The organism is Methylobacterium sp. (genome assembly GCF_019745455.1).
Taxonomy (GTDB): Bacteria; Pseudomonadota; Alphaproteobacteria; order Rhizobiales; family Beijerinckiaceae; genus Methylobacterium.
In genome coordinates this window covers 65,471-86,357 of the sequence record NZ_JAIETD010000102.1, presented here as the reverse complement: position 1 = coordinate 86,357, position 20,887 = coordinate 65,471, and the positions used below count along the sequence as shown (strand labels likewise).

Below are 20,887 nucleotides of genomic sequence, written 5' to 3'. Positions count from 1 at the left end.
ACACCAAGCCCATCGATCAGCCGATTGACCTCGCAGCCTGAAACGATACCCTCGTGTTATCGGAGATCGCGCCGCACCGAATTCCAACCACTTTCCGGACGGCACCCTAGGGGCGGTGGCTAGACGGCGGGCCGTCGCTCGCGGAGCTGTCATCTCTGCTGTGCCCGTGCCCGCCATGCATGAAGAGATGGAGGAGCGGGCAGGCCAGGAGCAGGAGCCAGGGCAGGACTCCGAACAGGTGGGCCTGGTGCTCGGTCAGGAGATAGAACGCGCCGATCAGGAGAAAGCCGATCAAGGCGAGCTTCACCACGCGAGCCGACGCGTTCGGCTTGACCGAGCGTTCATGGGATTGGGTCATGGAACCTCCTTGCTCCCTGACGCGGCGGCGCCTTGCGGGTGCGCGCCGGACGGTGCCGGCGCCTCGTCGCAGCCGCAGTTGAGGAAGCCCTGCTCCACGCAGACGACGCACATTTCCTCAAGGCGCTTCTTGAGGGCCTGGCGCCCGCGGTGCAGCCGCACCGTGATGGTGTTGACGCTCGTCCCGAGGCTGACCGCAACCCGATCGCGGGGCTCCCCGAGCAGGTCGATGCGCCAGATCACCTCCGAGTGTTCCGGCTTGAGGGTCGGCAGCAGCTTGTAGAGGCAGTCGCACACCGCCTTGTCGATCTCCGCGTCCGGCTCGACCGCGAAGACATCCATCTCATCCGTCGGCATCGTCACCTCCCGCCGCCGCCGCGTGATCGCCCGGCGCTGATGGTCGACGATGGCGGTGGCGAGGAGCCGGCTAAGCCAGCCGCGCACCGAGCGGATGTCGCGCAGATCCCCTGCGCGTTCGATCGCGCGCAGCATGAAAGCCTGAAGGACCTCCTCCGCCTCGCTCTCGCTGCCTAAGCGCCGCTGCAGGAAGCCGAGGAGGTCGCGATAGCTTTCAACCAGAACCCGGCGCACGGCCGCGTCGGCGGCCTGAGCCGCCTCGCCCGCCGGACTGTCCGACCTCTTCTCGTCTTTGCCGTCTTCGTTCATCGTTTATCGCCGATGCTCTTATAGACGCGCTGCACCCCTGATCTTACAGCCATGGTCAGGCCGCCGCTCGCGCAGAGACGTTACGCGGCTCCCTTGATCTGGTCAGATCGGGACTAAGCACCCCGTCGCGAGAGACCTCACCCGGTCTCGCCGATCCGGATCTTCGCGTCGGAGACGAAGGTGTAGGGCGGGATCGGCAGGTTGATCGGCGCCGGCCCGCGGCGCACGCGGCCCGAGGTGTCGAACAGCGAACCGTGGCAGGGGCAGAACCAGCCCTCGTGCTGGCCTTGGTGGCCGAGCGGCACGCAGCCCAGATGCGTGCAGTTACCGTAGACGACGAGCCATTGGTCGCGGCCTTCCTTGACGCGCGCCTGATCCGGCTGCGGGTCGATCAAGGCCTCGAGCGGCGCCGCGCGTGCTTCGGCGATTTCCTTCTCCGTTCGGTGGCGGACGAAGATCAGCTTGCCGCGCCAGAACACCTTGACGATCTGGCCCTGCGCGATCGGCGCGAGATCGAGCTCGACCGGTGCGCCGGACGCGATGGTTTCAGCATCGGGCGCAAGCGAAGCGATGAACGGCCAGGCCGCCGCACCCGCACCGACTGCCGCAGCAGCGCCGGTTGCAATGAAGAGGAAGTCGCGTCGGGTCGGCTCGGCGGCCGGAACAGCAAGTGCATCAGACATAGCCTTGAAATCGCGTTGCCGAGGCTTGTAGGCAAGAAGCAGCGGCACATGAACGCGAGAGCGCAACCCTCGCATTCCAGCAGAGCATACCCCGTGACGTAGTCGAAACAGCCAGATCGATCGCGAGGTGGTCCGTAACATGCATCCGGAAGAGCTTGTTGTGGGGCCAGCTTCTCCTTCAACCTGCACCTGTGACGACATCCGGGGTTCGATGCGGCCTAGCTTGGACCGCAGCGGTCACGGCTCGCCGGTACTGGATTGATAAGGGGACTGTGGTATCAACCGACCTGCAGGCTGAGCCGACCGAATGCATTGTCATCCCTGGCACCGCTTACCGAGACCATGGCTCGCCTGGGCCCGGATCCAATTGGGGGTCAGAGCATGTGGGACCGTCGTCAGCTTCTCGGATCGTATGTAGCCGTGGCCGCTGCCGGCACCATCGCGGGTGCCGTTCGGGCTCAGGGGTCGGGTGGTGCGGCACCTGCCATGCCAGGGATGATGCAGGGTATGATGACTCGGGAGGAGTGCATCGATAGCTGTCTCAAGTCACACCGCATGTGTCTGGAGACGGCGCGCTACTGCACGGAGAAGGGCGGAGTTCACGTCGCGCCCGCCCATCTGGCGCTGCTGCTCGATTGCGCCGAGATGTGCCAAACGACTGCCAACTCCTTGCTTCGCAGTTCGCCACAGCACGGCGTGATCTGTGGCGCCTGCGCTCAGCTGTGCGAGGCTTGTGCGCGAGATTGCGACGCTATTGCCGGCGACGAGCAGATGATGCGGTGCGCCGCCACCTGCCGCGACTGCGCGCGAGACTGTCGCGACATGGTCAACATGCCGCTCTGATCGCGGTGGCGGCGAGAAAGCGAGTTGCACCCTCGAGAAGGTGCTCGGCGGCATTGCGCCCGCGGTAAAGAGCGGAATCGAGCACTTCCGAATCCCGGCGAGTTTCGCGGTAGGATCAGTTCGCGCGTGAGGTCTGCAGTCTGCGGCTGGCGGCGTTCAGAGATGCTCGGCCATTTCGAGAGCCCAATGACGGCTACAGGATCGGGAACGTTGGAAGGCGAAGGTGCTGACGTGGTTCCGCTACGCCTACGCCGACCCCGACCTCAAGATCGCAGACGGCCTCCTCGCGCAGCTCGAGCTCGTCGGCGGACGATGCGGTAGCCTGCCCGAACCGAAGAGGCGCCCTCGTCAGGTCAGCCGCGCCGAATGCGGCGTACCGGGTCCATCGCGGGCGCCTCCCCTCGGCGGCAACACCAAGAACCAGCCCTCACACGTCGTGAGCGGAGATCCTTAAGATCGTGGTGCGACGGCCGACCGTGCCACACACCCCAACCGGAGCTGCTGCCGGCTGAACGTCAGTCGTCCGTGCGGTGGACATCGTGGACCAGGATGCCGCTATCCTCGGCCGGCATGGCCAGCCAGTCCGAATGCCGGAGCGTCCGCTGCGTGTCTCGGTAGCCGCTGTCCCAGTGCTCGCGCATGGATTCCGCGCTGAAATCGTAATCCTTGGCCTGACCCTCATAGGCCATTTGCTGGTAGATCAGGTGAAGGATCGTGATCCGCGGCAGATCGCACAGCTTCTCCTTCAACGCGCGTTCCTCGTCATCGAGATCCCCATCCGCGACCTTGTCGAGCAGGCGCTTCAGGATCAGGTTCTGCCGGTGACGCTCCGTATAGGTGTCCGTGATCAGCCGTGTGCGGCTCGAATACCGGATGTCCTTCTCCCGGGCGAGCACGTCGAACATGTCGCGCGGGAGCACCCCGCGAGCGCTGAACAGATCGACCTGGAACACCAGCATGCTGCGGCAGCCGGCGTGGTCGAGGAGGTGCTGCAGCGGCGTGTTGGAGACGAGGCCACCGTCCCAGTACCAGCCGGACCCGATCTGCACCATGGGCAGGGCAGGGGGCAACGCCCCGCTCGCCATGACATGCTCGGGGACGATCTCGGTCTCGGCGTTGTCGAAGTAGTAGAAATTGCCGTTGAGAACATTGACCGCCCCGGCCGCGTAGTGGGTCGATCCCTGGTTGAGGAGATCGAAGTCGACGAGGCGTAGCAGCGTCTCGCGTAATGGCGAGCTGTCGTAGAAACTGGTGGCGGTGAGAGCGCCGCGAGGGCTCATCCAGGGGTTTGGGATGTGCGGAGAAAAGAAGCCCGGCTGTCCGAGGACCATGGCCTGAAGCGACGACCAGTTGTTGCGAGCCCGGCGCGCTTCGTCTCCGTCAGGCGTGAAGAGCCAGGTCGGACGCGCCGTGATCGTCTCCCAGAATTCGCGCAGGCGGTCCAAGCGCCGCTCCGGCGGGTTGCCGGCGATCAGGGCGCCGTTGATCCCGCCGATCGAAACGCCCGCGACCCAGTCCGGCTCGAGCCCGGCCTCATGAAGGGCTTGGTAGGCTCCGGCCTGGTAGGCCCCGAGAGCGCCCCCGCCCTGCAGCACCAGGGCGATCCGTTCGCAGCCTTCGGGCCGCCAGGCGTCCGGAGGACGGCGCGTCTTGAGAGGGCCAGCGTCCATGATTGCTCCCCGTAATAATGCATCGGTCCGCGCGTCTCTTACTGCAACGCATCATTGACCCGCTTGATCCAGGACAAGTCGAAGGGACGCAGGAGCGGCTGTTCGGAAGTCTCCGCCTCCTCGGCCGTGTCCGACCCTCACGCGAAAGGCTGCCCATGACCCGTGACGAGATTTTGTCAGCCTCCTCGATGCCTCTCAGCAGCCCGAGCTATCCGAAGGGTCCCTACCGCTTCATTGACCGGGAATACCTCATCATCCATTACGAGTCCGACCCTGACGCCATCCGCGCCATGCTGCCGGAGCCGCTCGAGCCCGACGGCAACCATGTCTTTTTCGAGTGGATGAAGATGCCCGACAGCAGCGGCTTCGGCAGCTACCAGGAGGCCGGGATCGGCATCAACGCGCTCTGGCGTGGCACGCCCTGCAGCTACAGCGCCCAGATGTACCTCGACGACGAGCCGCCCACCACGGGCGGGCGGGAGATCTGGGGTTTTCCGAAGAAGATCGGCCAACCGAACCTGCGGGTCATCCATGACACCCTGACGGGCACGCTGAACTATGACGAGCGCGAAGTCGCCCTCGGGACGATGGGGTACAAATACCAGTCCTTGGCCGAGGACCACGGTGAGACGCTCGCAGCCATGCAGCGGCTGAACATCAATCTCAAATTCATCCCGGATGTGGACGGCTCGCCCAAGGTCGTGCAGCTCGTCGGATACCATCTCGAGAACATCCAGCTCAAAGGAGCCTGGGCCGGCCCGGCGCGCTTGCATCTCGTGCCGCATGTGAACTGCCGGGTGGCGGATCTTCCGGTGCGGAAAATCCTGTTCGGCCGGCATCTCATCGCCGATTTGACGCTTCCGTACGGGAAGGTTCTCGAGGACTACCTCGATGAACCCCAGCAGTCGCGGAGCGCCGCATGAGCCTGGATGGAAGGGTCGCCTTGGTCACCGGATCGACCAGCGGCATTGGTCTTGGCATCGCCCGTGCCCTGGCAGGACAGGGGGCTGACGTGATGATCAACGGCTTCGGTGATGCCGCGCAAATCGAGCAGCTCCGCGCCGGGCTTGCGAAGGAATTCGGGGTCCGCGTGGTCTACTGCGGCGCAGATATCGGCAAGCCGGATGAGATCGCGGGCATGGTCGCCCAAGCACAGCGGGATCTGGGCTCGCTCGACATCCTGGTGAACAACGCCGGAATCCAGTTCACGGCGAACGTCGAGGATTTCCCTGACGAGAAATGGAACGCGATCATCGCGACCAACCTCTCCGGCGTCTTCCACGGGATGAAGGCCGCGATCCCCGGCATGAAGCAGAAGGGCTGGGGTCGCATCATCAACATTGCCTCCGTGCACGGTCTCGTGGCGAGCCCGCAGAAGGTCGCGTATGTCGCAGCCAAGCACGGGGTCGTCGGGATGACGAAGGTAGCCGCAATCGAGCTCGCCAATGCCGGCGTCACGGTGAACGCGATCTGCCCCGGCTGGGTGCTGACGCCGCTGGTGCAGAAGCAGCTCGACGACCGCGCGCGACAGGAAGGCACGGATATCGAGCACGAGAAGCGCGCCTTTCTGACCGAGAAGCAACCCATGGCCGAGTTCTCGACCCCCGAGGAGATCGGCGCCCTCACGGTGTTCCTGTGCTCGGAGGGAGCACGGACGATCACAGGTGCGTCCTTGCCCATCGACGGCGGCTGGGTGGCGCATTAGGGGGCAGGATGATGGGCTGCGGCGCTGCGTTGACGGGATCGATGGCCTGGGTCGCACCTCGGCTGAAGGCTGCAGCAAGTGCTATGGCACAGGGCCCTTTGGTTCGGAGTCGCTTGATGAGGCAAGGCCATGCCAGCCGTCGCATGGGCAAGCGTTCTCTCGGGATGCTGCTTACCAGCCGGTGTTTCATCGCCGCCATCCTGGTCGGAGTCTCCGCTCTTCAAGCGCTCGCGCAAATGTCCGGCGGCGGCCATGCCGAGCACCATCCCGGCACCGCGGCCGGCACCCCCGAGGCGCCCGCTGCCTCGGCACCGGCCAGCCCGGCCGCCCCGCCCAGCAATCCGCCGCCTGCGGGGGCCTCGAGCACCCAGCCGCCGATGTCCGGAATGGGTTCGGGCGGCGCCGGCATGGGGGGCGGCATGGGCGCCGGCGGCGCCATGGGCGGGATGATGGGCGGCATGGGTGGGATGGGCGAGATGATGGGCCGCCCGCGCAAGGAGTTCTATCCCTCTCTGATGGATATCCCGGCCTTGTCGGCCGAGCAGCGCCAAAGCCTCGAGGCTCAGGCGCGCGCCCAGATCAGCGCCGGGACGGACGGGATCGCGAGCGCCGAGAACGCGCTCCGGCATGCCAACGCCGCCGGAGACGCGGCCGCGGCTGAGCAAGCCACTTCACGTCTCCGTGACGCTCTCAATCAGGTGAAAAGCGGCGCCACGACGCTCCGGTCGCTCACGGAGGGAAAGCCGCCACAGCAGATCGCGCAGGACTGGTTCAAGACCCAGCTGAACATCCCTACCGGCGTTCCAACACATGGGATCAGCGGACCCCTTGGCCTGTCGTGGTTCCACGTGATCACGATGTCGCTCGTGGCCGCGCTCGCGGCGGCCATGCTCGCCATCTATCTGGTCCGCATGCGGCGTGCGAACGCCCTCGTGAACCGTCTGACGAGCGCCACCCCTGTCCCGGCATCCGCCGTCCCTGCACCCCCGGCCGCGGCCTCACCCGTGCCGCCGGTATCGCCTTCCGCGAGGGTGGCAGCTGCCCCGGCCGCCGCGGCTCCGAGCGCTGCCCCTGCCGCAGTTGCCCCGGGTCCCGGAGGCGCGCCAACGGGGCCTGCACCGGCTCCGAAACCAACCCCGGGCAAACTATGGAAAGGCAAGCTTCGGGTGGCCGCCATCTTCCCCGAAGCGACGGGGGTGAAGACCTTCCGGCTCAGGGACCCGGGAGGCGGGCCGATCCCCTTCACCTTCGTGCCCGGCCAGTTCCTGACCTACTCGGCGGAGATCGACGGCAAGCTGGTCCGGCGCTCCTACACAATCGCGTCCTCGGCCGCGCAGACGGCCTATGTGGAGACCACCATCAAGCGCGAGGAGCCGGGCATCTTCTCCGACCACATGCACGACCACGTGGTCGAGGGCGACCTGGTCGACGTCATGGGGCCGTCGGGGGTTTTTACCTTCACGGGGGCGGAAGCCGACAGCGTCGTCCTGATCGGGGGCGGGGTCGGCATCACGCCGCTCATGGCCGCTATCCGCTACCTCTTCGACATAGCCTGGCCCGGCGAGATCTTCCTCGTCTATGGGGCTCAGACGACGGCGCACTTCATCTTCCGGGACGAGCTCGAGTTCCTGCAACGCCGCATGCGCAACCTGCATGTGGCCGCCACGATGGCCCGCGCGGCGGGCACGCACTGGATGGGCGCGGAAGGACACATCACCAGGGAATTTCTCGCCCAATCCGTGCCGGAGGTCGCAAAGCGGCGTGTCCATCTCTGCGGTCCGCCCGGCATGATGGAGGCGATGAAGAAGCTCCTGGCGGAGCTCGGCGTGCCGCCGGAGCAGGTGAAAACCGAAGCCTTCGGGCCGGCGCTGGGGGCCGTGCCCCCGCCGGGCGCCACGGTCATCGCCCCAATCGGAGCGCCGTCCGCCCCTCCCGTCGGGGCGCCGCCGCCCCCGGCCGCAATCGGGCCGGCGACGGCGACGATCCGCTTCGCGCGATCGGACAAGACCGCCCCTCTTCCTCCGGACAGGAGCGTGCTGGAGGTCTCCGAGGACATCGGCGTGAACATCGACTACTCGTGCCGCGTCGGCATCTGCGGCGTGTGCAAGACCCAGCTTCTCGAGGGCAAGGTGACCATGGAGGTCGAGGACGCGCTGACCCCGGAGGACAAGGCGCGCAACATCATCCTGGCCTGCCAGGCCAAATCGGTCGGCAACCTGGTCGTCGAGGCCTGACATGAGCCGGACCGAGCGGCTGATCGTCGAGGCCGTCCTCACCCTCCTCCTGTTCCTGGGGCCGGCCTTCCTCCTGCATACGTCGCCGCGGTTCGCCGGGAGCCTCGCGGGCTTCGTGCTCGGGGTGGCCGCCGCCACCCTGATGGTGGCCCTCTTGATCTACCCCCTCGCCAAGTACAGCACCCGCCTCAAGCCGTGGATCACGCGGGTCGCCTCGATGCGCGCGCTGCTCGCGTTTCACGTCTACGCGGGGGTGTTCGGCGCCTTCCTGGCGATCCTGCACACCGGGCACAAGTATCAGAGCCCGCTCGGCGTCGCTCTCGTGATCACCATGCTCGTCGTCGTCGCGACGGGAGTCGTCGGGCGCTACTACCTTCCCGAGACATCGGCCGAGCTGCGGGAGCAGCAGTCGCGGCTCGCGACCCTGCGGTCCGCCTACGACCGCACAGCCGCGGCGTTCGCCGAGCGGCAGGCCCTTGAGGATGCAGCGGCCGCCGGCATCAGCGCGCCGGCCCTGCGGGATGTGTCGATCCGTCAGCTCGTCGAGGGCATCGCCGACCTCGAATACGCGGTCGGGTCCCGAGAGGCGATCAAGAAGACCTTCATGCGCTGGATCGTGGCGCACGTGGTCGCGGCGATCCTCATGTATCTGCTGCTGACGCTTCACATTGCCGGCGAGATCTACTACGGCCTGCGGTGGCTCTCGTGAAGAAGCTCAGCTTTGTCTATACGGTGCTGATCACCGTCGCGGTCGTGGGCGGCATGACGGCGATCGTCGCCTTGTACCGCTCGGGATCGGCGTCGGTTCCGGGCTGGCGCAGCTCCTTCCAGCCCGGCCCCCTCTCGGAGAAGCACGCCTTTCTCGGTGACAGGTGCGAGACTTGCCACACCCCGACCCGGGGCGTCGAGGCGACGGCCTGCATCACCTGCCACGCCACGGCGGCTGCGGACCTTGCGAAGCAATCCACGGCGTTCCACGCCAACATCCAGGATTGCCGCGGCTGTCACGTGGAGCATGAGGGGGCCGCCCGCCCGACGAGGATGGATCATGCGGCGCTCCTGCGGATCGGATCGCACCTCGCCGTCGGGGCCTCAGGGCATCCGGGCGTGTCGCGGCAGATGTTCGACGACCTTGCCGGTTTCCTGGGGATCCCGGTCTCCCGGTCGGCCGAGAAGGATGCCCTGAGCTGTGCCAGCTGCCACAGCAACCAGGACCCCCACAAGCAGCTCTTCGGGCGCGAATGCGCCGGGTGCCATGAGACGGCTACCTGGACCATCGCCTCGTTCCTGCACCCCTCGCCGACGTCCAAGGACTGCGCGCAATGCCACCAGGCGCCGCCGAGCCACTACATGGAGCATTTCCGGATGGTGTCGATGACTGTCGCCGGTCAGATGCACGCCCAGGTCAACCAGTGTTATCTGTGCCACAAGACGAATTCGTGGAACGACATCAAAGGGGTCGGTTGGTACAAGCACCACTGACACGATCGACGTGCAGCAGTTTCGTGAAGCCGAGGTCGCGCGGCGCGGAAGGTGGGCTCAGAGCGCCCCAATTCTCGCCGTCCGGTTCCGAACAGGCAGCCGCGGTTCGCGGGGTCTCCAACACGACTTGGGTGGAGCGACACTCATCGCAAGCGGCACGGAGCCATGGCGCGCGAGGAGCAGAGCTCGTCGGGTTACATGCACAGGAGAATGACCCGCTCGACTATCAAGACGGGCGAGGGACGGAGTGATGCGATGGCCCAGACGGCGACATCGGTGAGCCCCGATCTCATCGAGCTCACGGCGGAAGTCGTTTCGGCTTACGTGACTCAGAATTCCGTGCCGACCGCCCAGCTGCCGGACCTCATCGCCGTGGTGCATGGCGCATTGAAGATGCTCGGCCAGCAGCCTGCCGAGCCGGCCTCGCAGGAGCTACGGCCGGCAGTGCCGATCAATAAATCGATCACCCCCGATTTCCTCGTTTGCCTGGAGGACGGCCGGCGCTTCAAATCGCTCCGACGGCATCTCAGCAGCAAGTACGGCATGACCCCGGATCAGTATCGCGCCAAGTGGAGTCTGCCAAAGGATTACCCGATGGTGGCGCCGAACTATGCCGCGGCGCGCTCCGAGCTTGCTCGCAAGATGGGGCTGGGCCAAATCCGGCGCAAGAAGGCGCCCGTGACCCCGAAAACGTCAAAGGGGTCCCGAAACCGTTCATCCGGGCGCGGGAAAAGCACAGCGTCTTCTCATGTCAGGTGAGCAAGCACCAGCATCGGTCGTTGCGCAGGTAGATGCTCATCGAGCCGCTCAGAAGCGCCATCCCCCTGACGCTCATGAGCGCGGCTTTCGCGATTTCGGCTGATCGAGCTTGTCCTTGGATTCGCGCGCCTCTGAGGTATCGCAGGACCGCGGACCTGCAGGGGTGTTTGGGTCCGATCCTTCAGCGAGTTCCGTGCCTGGATCATCCCGCCGTGGACACGACGCGGGGTCTAGCGGGTGAGCTTCGCTTGCCGGTGCAGACGCATTCCGGGCGGGTGGCGCCGTGAACAGGTAATAGCCGTCGCGGCGGATGGCCGCTTCAGCCGCCTTCTCCCTGAAGCCAGGCTGTCGTGACCTCTTCCTGTTCAGGACAGCGACGAAGCGCCAGCCCGGCCCCACCAAAAAATCCGGGATCGGGTAACTTGTCGGGGACGGCGCAGTAGGTGTCACGCGCGAACTGGCAGGCGAACAAGACGTACGAGCCCTTGATCGACGAGGTCGCCATCGAATGCTCTCGTCAGGGCTTGCGGACGATGTTGCCTGAGCCCGCGAACCGCAGGCCGCAGGCGCGCCCGAGATGGGCAGCGGCATGAATGGGTTGGATTGGGGGTCGCGGCTGTGATGCGGCTCGTCGTGATCACGCGGGGAAACGTGGGGCGCATAGAGTTCCTCTGCTCCAGACGTGATCGAAGCTGAGCTGTGTGGTAACGCCCAGGTAATCTGCCGTTGACCGGAGAGAACAGCTGGCCGCCGCGGAGGGAGCGAGAACATTCTGTGTCCGCCGCAGACGAGGTCCTCCCCTCCTTAACCAGTCCGCCGTCGAGGGCTCCGCCTGTCCTCTTCGCGTCATGTTCGCCCATGATTGGCTCGCTCAGGTGAGTGATGCCACTCCGAAGTTCAGTGCTTCGAATCCGTCGGAGGCATCTCGCTGAGTTCGGTACGCCCTTCAGCGTCGCCGGGCCAAAGTGCTTCTGGCCCCTCCGCTCAGCTCAACAGCATGTCGCGCCAGACCCGTTGCGAGCCGGCACGGGTCAGACCGCATTTCCACAGAGCTTGTCGCGGCTTACGCCCCAAAACGATCTCGCAATCGGAAACTTCGACGGACAATCACGGCCCGCCGCCGTTTCCTCCACCATCCCTGGCCCTGCATTGATAGCCAATGAAGCACTGTGCCGAATCCGCAGTTCTCTCGTAAGCGGGTCGCGTGGTCTGACGAACATCGCAGTAGCTGCCGTCGCGCACGAAGCGGTCGTAGGTATACGGCCCCGTTCCAAGGACAACGGCGCCGCGCGAGCTGACCAAGCCTGCGGCGGCCCTGCAGGTCATGGTTTCGGTCGAGACACGACCCTGCGAAAAGGAGGTGGTGGGGATCATCGCGGGTGCGACCCACAACGTGATCTTGGCTAAACCGCGAAGGAGACGATTGGTGCGAGACGGCGCGGTCGTCCGGTTCATGCATTCGCCCGATCATGGATGGCGCCCGGCCATTCGCAAGGTCCTCTGCTCTGCAGCGAAGCGTCTTCCGCTGCGAACGAGCCCGCTCAAGCAACGCTCAGAGGGGTCACATGCTCAGTAACAGCTCCTGACCCAGGCCCGTCGGGAACCGCCGTAGCGCGTTCGCACCCACCGTCGTTCGAGGACGCAAGGGCCTCCATAGCCTGCACCGTAGCCGCCGCCATAGTACGCAGGATAGCCACCGTAGCCGTAGCCGCCGTAATAAGCTGGCGAATAGTAGCCCCCGTAACCGCCGTAATAGCCAAGGCCGTAACCGAGACCGAGGCCCGTCAGCAACCAGGGCGCCCCCCAGCCGCCGTAGTAGCCGCCATAGCCGTAGCCTCCGCCGTAATAGCCCCCATAGCCACGTCCGTAATAGCCGCGCCCATAGCCGCCGCGATAAATCCCTGGATGGGCATACCCTCCACCGAAGCCCCGATGAGAGATGCCGGCGCGGAAGCCGCCGAATCCGCCCCCGCGAAAGCCGCCGCCATGGAAGCCTCCACCTCCGCCGTGGAAGCCACCGCCCCCGCCGTGGAACCCGCCGCCCCCGTGGCCACCGCCCCCATGTCCGCCGCGCTGGGCGAGGGCTCTTTCAGACGTGAGCGAAATTCCAGCCGCGAGCGTCGCCGAAAGCAAGATCAAGGTCTTGTTCATACTCAACTCCCTTGGCGTCATGCCGGCTTCCCCGTCAACGCTGCCGGCGAGCGAGCGTTTCCATGAACGCGGCGCGTAGCAGCCACGCTTTGGGCGCTGTAATGACCCGCGGCCAAAAACGTCATTCCGGGGGATGGGTCGTGAGCGACAGATCTTGTTAGAGGACGGTGCCATGCACAAACGGATCAGTTTCGCGCTCCTCGGGACTGTGCTGGCAGCATCGGCTGCCCTGGCTCAGTCCAGTTCGGGCGCCCGTCCGGGCTCGGGACCGGATGCTGTGCCGCCCACTCACCACCCCCAATACGTGGCCCCGACAGGAGAGCGCAAGCCGCCGGGACAGGCTCTGGATGACCGGGGAGGGACGACACCGCTTCTGGAGCACCACGACAAGGAGTTGAAGGACCACACCCTGAAGAGCATCTGCCAGGGAGCGCGTGGCTGCGAGGGAGGGCACCTCCGGAGGTGATGCAAGCGGCCAATGGGGCACAAGCCTGCCGAGGCCGTGGCGGGGAGTGGGAAGATCGTAGCGTGTTGAGCACGACGAACAAGAGATCAGGATCCAACCAGCCGTCGAAAAAGCACAGCCGACTTCAACATGAAGGGAGCTATCTCTGCTACCTGCTACCTCTACCTACTACCTGCGCCGTTAAGGCTCGGGGAATTGGGTTGGCGGATTTGAGCAGGCTCAAAGAATAATGCCCGGGACCTTTGCAGAACGGGCCCAATGGTCGATCGCGGCACAGGATTTTCAACTCTACCACCAGGAGAACCAGCCATGTCAGTCAAGACCGCCAGAGCCCCCATGCTCGTCCTGGCAACCACAGCCGCCGCAATGCTGGCCGCTGCCGCCGGACCAGATCCTGCGCGAGCGGACGGTCCGCTCCGCTACGCGATGCACGACATGATGCCGATGCAGTCCCAAGGTGGATCCGGCGGATCCATGGGTGGCGGCATGATGGGCGACAACATGATGCGCATGCAGCAGCCCAACCAGCCCGGCCAGATGAGCGGGATGGGCGGGATGCAGTCGCAGGGCGGCATGGGCCAGGGCGGCTCGTCCGGTCAGATGGGCGGCATGTCCCAGCAAGGCCAGGGCGGCTCCATGGGTGGCATGCGGATGGACGACAACATGCGCATGCAGCAGGGCTCCGGGCAGATGGGCGCCGGCATGCAGTCCCAAGGCGGCATGGGCCAGGGCGGCGCGATGGGGCAGGGCGGCATGTCTGGCCAGATGGGCGGGATGATGAACGACAACATGATGCGCATGATGAACGACCACATGCGCATGATGGGCGGCGGAATGGGCGGCGGCACGCCCGGCATGGCGATGGGTCCGGCCATGGTCGACATGACGGAGCGGCTCGAGGGGCGTCTCGCGTTCCTCAGGGCTGAGCTCCGCATCACCGATACCCAGGCCCCTCTCTGGAACGCGTTCGCCGACGCGCTCCGCACGAGCCGCAAGCACCTGCTCGAAGCCCGTCAGCAGATGGGCCAGGCGTATTCGTCGGCGAGCGACCGTCTGGAGAGATACGAGCAGCACCTCTCCGCCAGGCTCGAAGCCCTGAAATCGGCCCGTACGGCCTTCGCGAAGCTGCACGGATCTCTCGATGAGACGCAGAAGCGCACTGCGGACGAGCTGGTGGCGCCGTTTATCGCAACCTTCTAACCAAGGGTTGAGAGCTGCCACGAGATCCAGGAGGCGATCGAGACCCCTTCTGGACGCCGCCGCGAGGGTGTGTTGCCCCCACTCGTCCGCGCGGCGGCTCTTCTCTCGCAAGACTGCGCGAGAACCCGTCGCCGGTGCAAAGAGCCGGGGCGATCTTCGGCCAAATGTGGCTAGCGCACTCGTGTGAACTCTGCGAACGGCCGACTTGTGGTTCTCTCAGTGGTCCTAGGGACCGCTCTGCTGAAGTCGCCGCGCGCGGCCCAACAGAAATCGCCTGTAAGAGGAAGGTTAACTCAACGTCTTTGTAGCTGAACCCCGTTGCGCACCGAAGCCGGTGCGCTCACCGAAACGTGTGTCGGTCAGCAGATGGTCACGCCTCCTCCGAACATGAACCGTTCCCAAGGTGCGAAACCAAGGCCCCGTGGTGGCTCTCGGGGCTGTGAGGAGGCATACATCAACCGTCACGCTTCCCGCCGCAACGCATCATTGCGCTTCCGTGCGCCAGCGTCGAGGGCGGCCATACTGGCTCATGCCGGCGAGCACCGCCAGCGTATTCTGTTCGTTACGTCAGAGATCGCCGATTACCTCAAGGTCGGCGGGCTTGGCGATGTCTCAGCCGCCCTGCCGCGCGCGCTTCGCCAGCAGCACGACGTGCGCGTCCTCATCCCGGGCTACCGCGAGGTGCTCGCAAGCTTCGGGACCATCCCGGTCGTGGGGCGGCTCGGCGGCCTTTCAAGCTTGCCCGCCTGCGACCTCGGCCGGATCGAGACCCCAGACGGTCTGACCCTCTACGTCCTGCTCTGTCCCGAGCTCTACGACCGCGAGGGCTCGCCTTACGTGGACGTGAACGGGGCCGACTGGGCCGACAACGACATCCGCTTCGGAAGGCTCGGGCTAGCTGCGGCCGACATAGCCTGCGGTCTTGGCGACCCGACGTGGGCGCCCGACCTCATCCATCTCAATGACTGGCCGACCGCTCTCGCTCCAGCCTACCTCGCCTGGCGCGGACGGCCGACGCCGAGCATCATGACCATTCACAATCTCGCCTATCAAGGCGTATTTGGTCGCGAGCGTCTCGGAGCGTTGGGGATCCCTGACGCCGCCTTTCAGATGCATGGTGTCGAGTTCTGCGGGGACCTCTCTTTCCTCAAGGCCGGCATCTTCTATGCCTCGCACGTCACCACTGTCAGCTCGACCTACGCCGAGGAGATCACCACCCCGGAGTTCGGCTGCGGCCTCGACGGGCTCCTGCGCACAAGGGCCCGCGAGGGACGGCTTACAGGCATCCTCAACGGGATTGATGAGAGCTGGGACCCCCGGACCGACCCTCATCTCGCAAGCCCGTTCGACGCCGAGGATTGGAAAGGCAAGAGGGTCAACGCCGAGGAGGTCAGGAACGCCTTCGGGCTCGCGGTCTCGCGCGGGCCGATCTTCGCGGTCGTGTCGCGCCTTGTACACCAGAAAGGCGTCGACCTGACGATCCAAGCAACCGAAACGATCGTCCGCCAGGGCGGCCAGATCGTGGTCACGGGCCGGGGAGAGGGCCGGCTCGAGGCTGAACTGGAGAACCTCGCGGCCCGCTATCCAGGGAAGGTCGGGGTCAAAGTCGGGTTCGACGAAGGGACTGCTCGGCGCATGTTCGCTGGCAGCGACTTTCTGCTGATGCCCTCGCGCTTCGAGCCATGCGGGTTGAGCCAGATGTACGCCCAAAGGTTCGGATCGCTGCCTGTCGCTCACCAGACAGGCGGTCTGGCCGATACGATCGAGGATGGCGTTACAGGCTTCCTCTTCAAAGGCCTGTCGCTCGGAAGTTTCCTGAACGCGGTCTACCGCTCTCTCGATGCCTTTGGCTCGCGACGGCAGCTCAAGGCGATGCGCCGAGCCGCCATGGCCCGCAGCTTCGCGTGGCAGCAATCAGCCTCTGATTACACCGCGGTCTACGACCGCGCCGTCCGAAACGTCGGCGTTCAATGACGGGACCCGGCCATTTGCATGGCGACCCGACGCGAAGCTGTCGACGTGCATGGGATGGCAGCTGCCCGAGCTGGCAGGCTGAACGGATGCGCGAACCGCAGACGGGCTGACTGGTCAGTTGCGTTAGATCAAGGAAGCTTGGCAGGAGATCAGTGAGATTCGGGCCTAACTAGGAGAAGGAATCCATGAAGCGTCTTATCGCCTGTGCCGCGCTGTCCCTTGCAGCCTCGCTCGCTCTCCTGCCCGATGCCGAGGCGAAACCCCGTCGCCGTGGCAGTGAGGAAGTGCTCATCCTGAATGTCCGGCCCCGCAGCTACCTGGACGCCGGCAATGTCGTGCCGGCAGGCTCGCTCGACCGCGTCACCGGCGGGTATGCGCAAACGCGGTCCTACCTCAATCTGCCGCCCTGGCACAACCAGCGGGACCGCTTCGGAGAGGGCGTTCTGCCCGATCCGATCACAGGCCTGTTCGTCGGGGCTCGCAATCCCTTCGGACCGGTCGATTTTCAAGCACCGGGCGGTTTGCGTTGACGTTGCGAGGTTGCGAGCCTGGCGCGTAAAGCCCGGCGCAGCTCACACCGAACTGTTGCTGCTCCACGTCGCCTCGGTCTCGATGCCGCCGACAGATCACGGCCGCCCAGCCGCCGCCTTGGCAGGGGCTCCGGGTTATATTTGAGCTTCGATGAGCCCACGCCGACGGTCAACGCACGGGTTACGGGTAATTCGGACAACCTGAGCAGCGCATCAGGCCCGTCGTGAACCGGCCATATGCTGTGACGCAGTGAATGTTTCTCCCGAGCGCGGCATCGAGGAAGTGAGTATGGAGCCAGCAGAAATCTTCTCCAATGTCGAGATGCGGGCGCCGATCATTCACGTCCTGCACTGGATCGCCACGACGATCGAGGTGATCGGGGTCGCCGCCATTGTGCTGGGTGCGATTGCCTCGACCGCTCTATTCCTTTGGCAAGGCGTTGGCCGCGGGTGGGAGGCGTCGTTTCGGAGTTACAGGGCCAATCTTGGCCGCGGCATCCTGCTTGGGCTCGAGTTTCTGGTCGCGGCCGACATTATCGGCACGGTCGCCGTGACACCTACCTTTCAGAGCCTCGGGGTCCTCGCCCTGATCATCGCCATCCGCACCTTCCTGAGCTTCTCACTTCAGGTCGAAATCGAAGGCCAACTGCCGTGGCGACGGCGCGAGGCGGATCGCAATTCGGCTGGTGGGCCGGCTTTGAACTGAGGTGTCTTCTCGACAACCGCTCGCCGTTCCCGCCCTGCGAATTTGGGGCCTGCGCATCTGAGCAAGGATCGTCGCGCGCCGCCGCTGGAAAGACGAGCGATCGGGGCCGAGCTGCAGCGTGGCCGGTGCTCGGAAAGCATCAGTCGGAGAATTCAGTTCTGCACGCCGTAAGAACTCTCGCCGGTCCCCGTCTATATCTTTTCTAAGTCCTCGTGGGACCGGGCCGCACGCAAAAACGCTTGAGAACAGAAAGAGTTGCGGCCAAGACACACGGGACGGCATTCGCTCATCGAATTGACGTGAGTCAAGGATTGGAGCGGGTCTCAGCCTTTACCGCTAGCGACCGCGTCCATAGCGTCAGGGCGAATTCATCATCGGCCGAGCGTCCCAGTCAGAGGACCAGATCATGACGAACTTATTGTCCCGCCTTTCCGCCTGCCTTCTCGGGGCCGCGCTCGCGCTGGTTCTTGTGCCTGTTTCCGCCCGTGCCGGCACCTACGACCTCGTGCTCGAGCGCCGCACGGTGAACGTCACGGGACGCGAGCGCGTCGGCATGCTCATCAACGGCCAGCTCCCCGGGCCCACGCTCCGGTTCAAGGAAGGCGAGGACGTGGTGATCAATGTGACCAATCGTCTCGAAGAGAATGCGTCGATCCATTGGCACGGGCTGATCGTGCCGGCCGAAATGGACGGCGTTCCCGGCGTCTCGCCAGGATTCGGCAACGGCATCAAGCCGGGCGAGACGTTCACGTACCGTTATAAAATCCGGCAGGCAGGAACGTATTGGTACCATAGCCACTCCTCCGGTGAGCAGGAGCAGCTCGGAATTTACGGGCCCCTCGTCATCGAGCCCCGCGAACGGGAGCCGTTCAGGTACGACCGCGATTACGTGATCATGCTCTCGGATTGGACCGACGAGGACCCGAAGCGGATCATCAAGAACCTGAAAAGCGAAAGCGGCTGGTACAACCGGAACCAGCGCACCCTCGTGAGCCTGATCCAGGAGCTCAGCAAAGCTCCGAACGCCGAGGCGCGGGAAGCCGTCATCAGGAGCCACGTCGCCTGGAGGGTGATGCGCATGGACCCGACCGACATCGCCGATGTCGGTGGTCTCCACTACCTGGTGAACGGCCTTACACCGGAGCGCAACTTCACAGCACTCTTCAAGCCCGGCGAGCGGGTCCGGCTGCGCTTCATCAACGCTTCCGCGATGACCTACTTCGACGTGCGCATCCCGGGGCTGAAGATGACGGTCGTTCAGGCGGACGGCAACAACGTCCAGCCGGTGCCGATCGACGAGTTCCGTTTCGGGAACGCCGAGACCTACGACGTGATCGTGCAGCCGACGGAGGATCGGGCCTACACCATCGTGGCCGAGCCCCTGGATCGCACCGGGTTCGCCCGCGCGACCTTGGCGACACGGCCCGGGATGGTGGGCGAACTGCCGCCCCATCGCGTCCGTCCGCTCACGCAGATGTCCGAAATGCTGATGAACCCCGGCCCCAAAGGCGGCGACCGGGGCACGCCCCAGCCCGAGCAGGACATGCCCGGCCATGTGCAGCCGGAGAGCCCGCTCGCCATGGCAATCGGCGGGATGGGCGACATGAACATGGGCGGCATGGGTGGTATGGGCGGCCAGCAAGGCGGGCACGGCGGTATGGCGGGCATGCAGGGCGGATCAATGCCTCAGGGCGGCATGTCCGGCATGGGCCAGGGCCGTTCAGGGCAGGGCGGCGGCAGGAGCGCCACGGCGAGGAAGCCGGCCGGTTCTCCTGCGATGCCGGGAATGGACCACGGCGCCATGCCGGGAATGAGCCAGGGGCGTCAGGCCCGAACGACCGCCGGGGCGCAGATGCAGGGCATGGACCACGGCGGCATGCCGGGCATGGGAACGGGCGCTTCCTCCGGCGGCCAGAACCAAGGGATGTTCGCGGCCCTGAACGGGGGACTGCAGCAAGGACCGCAGGCCAAGGTGCTCCAGGGTGGCGAGGACATGCCGAACGAAGGTCCGACCCTTGAGAACGCCATGCCCGATCCCCTGGTGAACCGGACGGGCGCGCCGCCCGGCACCAAGGTGCTGTCCTACCGCGACCTCAAGGCGCTGAAGCCTTACCCGTACAAGCGCTATGACCGCATCATCGAGATGCGCCTCACCGGCAACATGCAGCGCTACATCTGGTCGATCAACGGCCGCAAGTTCAGCGAGGCGCAGCCGATCGTGCTGCGCTACGGCGAGCGGGTCCGGTTCCGCTTCATCAACGAGACCATGATGCCCCATCCGATGCACATCCACGGCACCTGGTTCCTCCCGGAGGTGGGCAACGGCGCCCGCAACCCGCTCAAGCACACGGTCAACATCAACCCCGGCGTGACGTTCGACGTCGATGTGCCGGCGGATGCGGAAGGGCCGTGGGCGTTCCACTGCCACCAGCTTTACCACATGGAGACCGGGATGATGCGGAAGATCATCGTGGTCCGAGAGACCGCCCGGCGGTGAGGAGAGAACCGATGTATTCCGTGACCCGGCCCTTCATCGCCGCTCTTGCGCTTGTCTCGCCTCTGGCCCTGCACTCTGCCGCGGCCCAGGAAGCCCCGACCCCTCGAGCGCCGTACTTTTCGACCCTTCAGCCTTCCGGGGGCCTGCGGCCTTCCGGCGGCGCTCAGCCATCCGAGGAGGCGGAATTCCCGGACCAGCAGATCTATTACAACGTCCGCTTCGACAAGCTGGAGCTGAAGCCGCGAGGCGGCCGCATCGGCTACGAGTGGGACATGGAGGCCTGGGCCGGCGACGATTACAACAAGCTCTTCTTCAAGTCCGAGGGCTTCAACAATGGAGGCGCGGCGCCGCGCGGAGAAAACGGTAAGATCAACCGCTGGGAGAACGCCGAGTTCCAGGTGCTGTACTCGCGGATGATCAGCTATTTTTGGGACCTCCAGGTCGGCGTGCGGCATAGCGCCTGGCCCAAGCCTTCGCGGACCTATGCGGTCTTCGGCGTGGAGGGATTTGCACCGGGCTTCTTCGAAGTGGACGCGCAGGCCTTCCTCAGCAACAAGGGCGAGGTCTCCGGCCGCATCAACGCGTTCTACGACCTCCTGATCACGAACCGCCTCATCCTTCAGCCGCGCTTCGACATCAACGCGTATGCCCAGGACATCCCGGAGCTGTCGGTTGGGGCCGGGTTCTCGGAGATGGAGCTGAGCGCGCGCCTGCGCTACGAGTTCTCGCGCGAGTTCGCGCCCTAATATCGGCGTCTCCTGGGAGCGCAAGCTCGGCGGAACCGCGGCCATTGCCAAGCGAGAGGACGAGCCGGTTTCGAGGGTGTTCTTCCTCGCCGGCCTCCGCCTTCAGTGGTGAGGTGCAAAGCCGCTGGACGATCAGAACAGCTGAAGGGCAGGTAGCCGTCGCGTCAAGTGGAAACGTCGGCATGGCGATGTCACCCACTCGCACTCCCAGGAACGTT

22 protein-coding genes are annotated in these 20,887 nt (G+C 65.3%); 16 read left to right on the top strand and 6 right to left on the bottom strand.

Translation table 11 applies throughout. The features are described from left to right. Nucleotides 1-106 precede the first annotated feature (106 nt). From K2Y56_RS19150 to petA, 3 genes are all read right to left on the bottom strand, one after another. Nucleotides 107-358, bottom strand: coding sequence for a DUF2933 domain-containing protein (locus tag K2Y56_RS19150; RefSeq protein ID WP_292511187.1), 252 nt, complete (start codon nt 356-358; stop codon nt 107-109). After that, nucleotides 355-1,023, bottom strand: a complete 669-nt coding sequence (locus K2Y56_RS19145; RefSeq protein WP_292511183.1) for a sigma-70 family RNA polymerase sigma factor — start codon at nt 1,021-1,023, stop codon at nt 355-357. The genes K2Y56_RS19150 and K2Y56_RS19145 overlap by 4 nt, the downstream gene beginning before the upstream one ends. Before the next feature lie 137 nt (nt 1,024-1,160). Beyond that, nucleotides 1,161-1,706, bottom strand: a complete 546-nt coding sequence (petA, locus tag K2Y56_RS19140) for a ubiquinol-cytochrome c reductase iron-sulfur subunit (protein ID WP_292511200.1) — start codon at nt 1,704-1,706, stop codon at nt 1,161-1,163. 555 nt (nt 1,707-2,261) lie between these two features. On the opposite strand from petA, the gene K2Y56_RS19135 reads away from it, so the two are divergent. Then, complete coding sequence (locus K2Y56_RS19135) at nt 2,262-2,549, top strand: four-helix bundle copper-binding protein (protein ID WP_292511180.1); 288 nt, start codon at nt 2,262-2,264, stop codon at nt 2,547-2,549. Between the two features lie 223 nt (nt 2,550-2,772). Further along, nucleotides 2,773-3,003 (top strand): hypothetical protein, encoded by a 231-nt coding sequence (locus K2Y56_RS19130; protein ID WP_292511177.1) that lies wholly within the window; start codon nt 2,773-2,775, stop codon nt 3,001-3,003. A 61-nt stretch (nt 3,004-3,064) separates the two neighbouring features. Here K2Y56_RS19130 and K2Y56_RS19125 read toward each other — a convergent pair whose 3' ends face one another. Continuing rightward, on the bottom strand, nt 3,065-4,219 hold the full coding sequence (locus K2Y56_RS19125; protein WP_292511174.1) for a patatin-like phospholipase family protein: 1,155 nt from the start codon (nt 4,217-4,219) through the stop codon (nt 3,065-3,067). Nucleotides 4,220-4,374: 155 nt separating this feature from the next. Here K2Y56_RS19125 and K2Y56_RS19120 point away from each other — a divergent pair, with 155 nt between their 5' ends. The 6 genes from K2Y56_RS19120 to K2Y56_RS19095 all read left to right on the top strand — a co-directional run bounded on the left by K2Y56_RS19120 (nt 4,375) and on the right by K2Y56_RS19095 (nt 10,399). Then, entirely contained in the window at nt 4,375-5,142 is a 768-nt protein-coding gene (locus tag K2Y56_RS19120; RefSeq protein WP_292511171.1) for an acetoacetate decarboxylase, read from the top strand. Next, nucleotides 5,139-5,924 carry a 3-hydroxybutyrate dehydrogenase gene (locus K2Y56_RS19115; protein ID WP_292511169.1) on the top strand — a complete coding sequence of 262 codons (786 nt, stop codon included), beginning with the start codon at nt 5,139-5,141 and terminating at the stop codon, nt 5,922-5,924. Before K2Y56_RS19120 ends, K2Y56_RS19115 begins: the two co-directional genes overlap by 4 nt. 116 nt (nt 5,925-6,040) lie before the next feature. Continuing rightward, a complete protein-coding gene (locus K2Y56_RS19110) occupies nt 6,041-8,158 on the top strand; it encodes a 2Fe-2S iron-sulfur cluster-binding protein (protein WP_292511167.1) in 2,118 nt (705 codons plus the stop codon). A gap of 1 nt (nt 8,159) precedes the next feature. Then, nucleotides 8,160-8,867 carry an iron reductase gene (locus K2Y56_RS19105; protein WP_292511164.1) on the top strand — a complete coding sequence of 236 codons (708 nt, stop codon included), beginning with the start codon at nt 8,160-8,162 and terminating at the stop codon, nt 8,865-8,867. Continuing rightward, on the top strand, nt 8,864-9,640 hold the full coding sequence (locus K2Y56_RS19100) for a cytochrome c3 family protein (RefSeq protein WP_292511161.1): 777 nt from the start codon (nt 8,864-8,866) through the stop codon (nt 9,638-9,640). The genes K2Y56_RS19105 and K2Y56_RS19100 overlap by 4 nt, the downstream gene beginning before the upstream one ends. A 255-nt stretch (nt 9,641-9,895) precedes the next feature. Further along, on the top strand, nt 9,896-10,399 hold the full coding sequence (locus tag K2Y56_RS19095; RefSeq protein ID WP_292511158.1) for a MucR family transcriptional regulator: 504 nt from the start codon (nt 9,896-9,898) through the stop codon (nt 10,397-10,399). Nucleotides 10,400-10,718: 319 nt separating this feature from the next. Here K2Y56_RS19095 and K2Y56_RS19090 read toward each other — a convergent pair whose 3' ends face one another. After that, nucleotides 10,719-10,904: a hypothetical protein gene (locus K2Y56_RS19090; protein ID WP_292511155.1), complete on the bottom strand. Its 186-nt coding sequence runs from the start codon at nt 10,902-10,904 to the stop codon at nt 10,719-10,721. A gap of 1,064 nt (nt 10,905-11,968) precedes the next feature. After that, nucleotides 11,969-12,550 carry a hypothetical protein gene (locus tag K2Y56_RS19085; protein WP_292511152.1) on the bottom strand — a complete coding sequence of 194 codons (582 nt, stop codon included), beginning with the start codon at nt 12,548-12,550 and terminating at the stop codon, nt 11,969-11,971. Nucleotides 12,551-12,722: 172 nt separating this feature from the next. Here K2Y56_RS19085 and K2Y56_RS19080 point away from each other — a divergent pair, with 172 nt between their 5' ends. From K2Y56_RS19080 to K2Y56_RS26570, 8 genes are all read left to right on the top strand, one after another. Next, nucleotides 12,723-13,016: a hypothetical protein gene (locus K2Y56_RS19080; RefSeq protein WP_292511149.1), complete on the top strand. Its 294-nt coding sequence runs from the start codon at nt 12,723-12,725 to the stop codon at nt 13,014-13,016. A gap of 309 nt (nt 13,017-13,325) precedes the next feature. Further along, nucleotides 13,326-14,216 (top strand): Spy/CpxP family protein refolding chaperone, encoded by an 891-nt coding sequence (locus tag K2Y56_RS19075; protein WP_292511146.1) that lies wholly within the window; start codon nt 13,326-13,328, stop codon nt 14,214-14,216. A gap of 387 nt (nt 14,217-14,603) precedes the next feature. Further along, entirely contained in the window at nt 14,604-16,190 is a 1,587-nt protein-coding gene (glgA, locus tag K2Y56_RS19070; protein WP_292511143.1) for a glycogen synthase GlgA, read from the top strand. Between the two features lie 185 nt (nt 16,191-16,375). Beyond that, nucleotides 16,376-16,720, top strand: a complete 345-nt coding sequence (locus tag K2Y56_RS19065) for a hypothetical protein (RefSeq protein WP_292511140.1) — start codon at nt 16,376-16,378, stop codon at nt 16,718-16,720. Nucleotides 16,721-17,009: 289 nt separating this feature from the next. Next, on the top strand, nt 17,010-17,426 hold the full coding sequence (locus K2Y56_RS19060) for a DUF1622 domain-containing protein (RefSeq protein ID WP_292511137.1): 417 nt from the start codon (nt 17,010-17,012) through the stop codon (nt 17,424-17,426). Nucleotides 17,427-17,832: 406 nt separating this feature from the next. Next, nucleotides 17,833-19,923, top strand: coding sequence for a multicopper oxidase domain-containing protein (locus K2Y56_RS19055; protein WP_292511135.1), 2,091 nt, complete (start codon nt 17,833-17,835; stop codon nt 19,921-19,923). Nucleotides 19,924-19,934: 11 nt separating this feature from the next. Further along, entirely contained in the window at nt 19,935-20,669 is a 735-nt protein-coding gene (locus K2Y56_RS19050; RefSeq protein WP_292511132.1) for a copper resistance protein B, read from the top strand. Between the two features lies 1 nt (nt 20,670). Further along, nucleotides 20,671-20,781, top strand: a complete 111-nt coding sequence (locus K2Y56_RS26570) for a hypothetical protein (protein ID WP_366849125.1) — start codon at nt 20,671-20,673, stop codon at nt 20,779-20,781. Nucleotides 20,782-20,887: the final 106 nt, after the last annotated feature.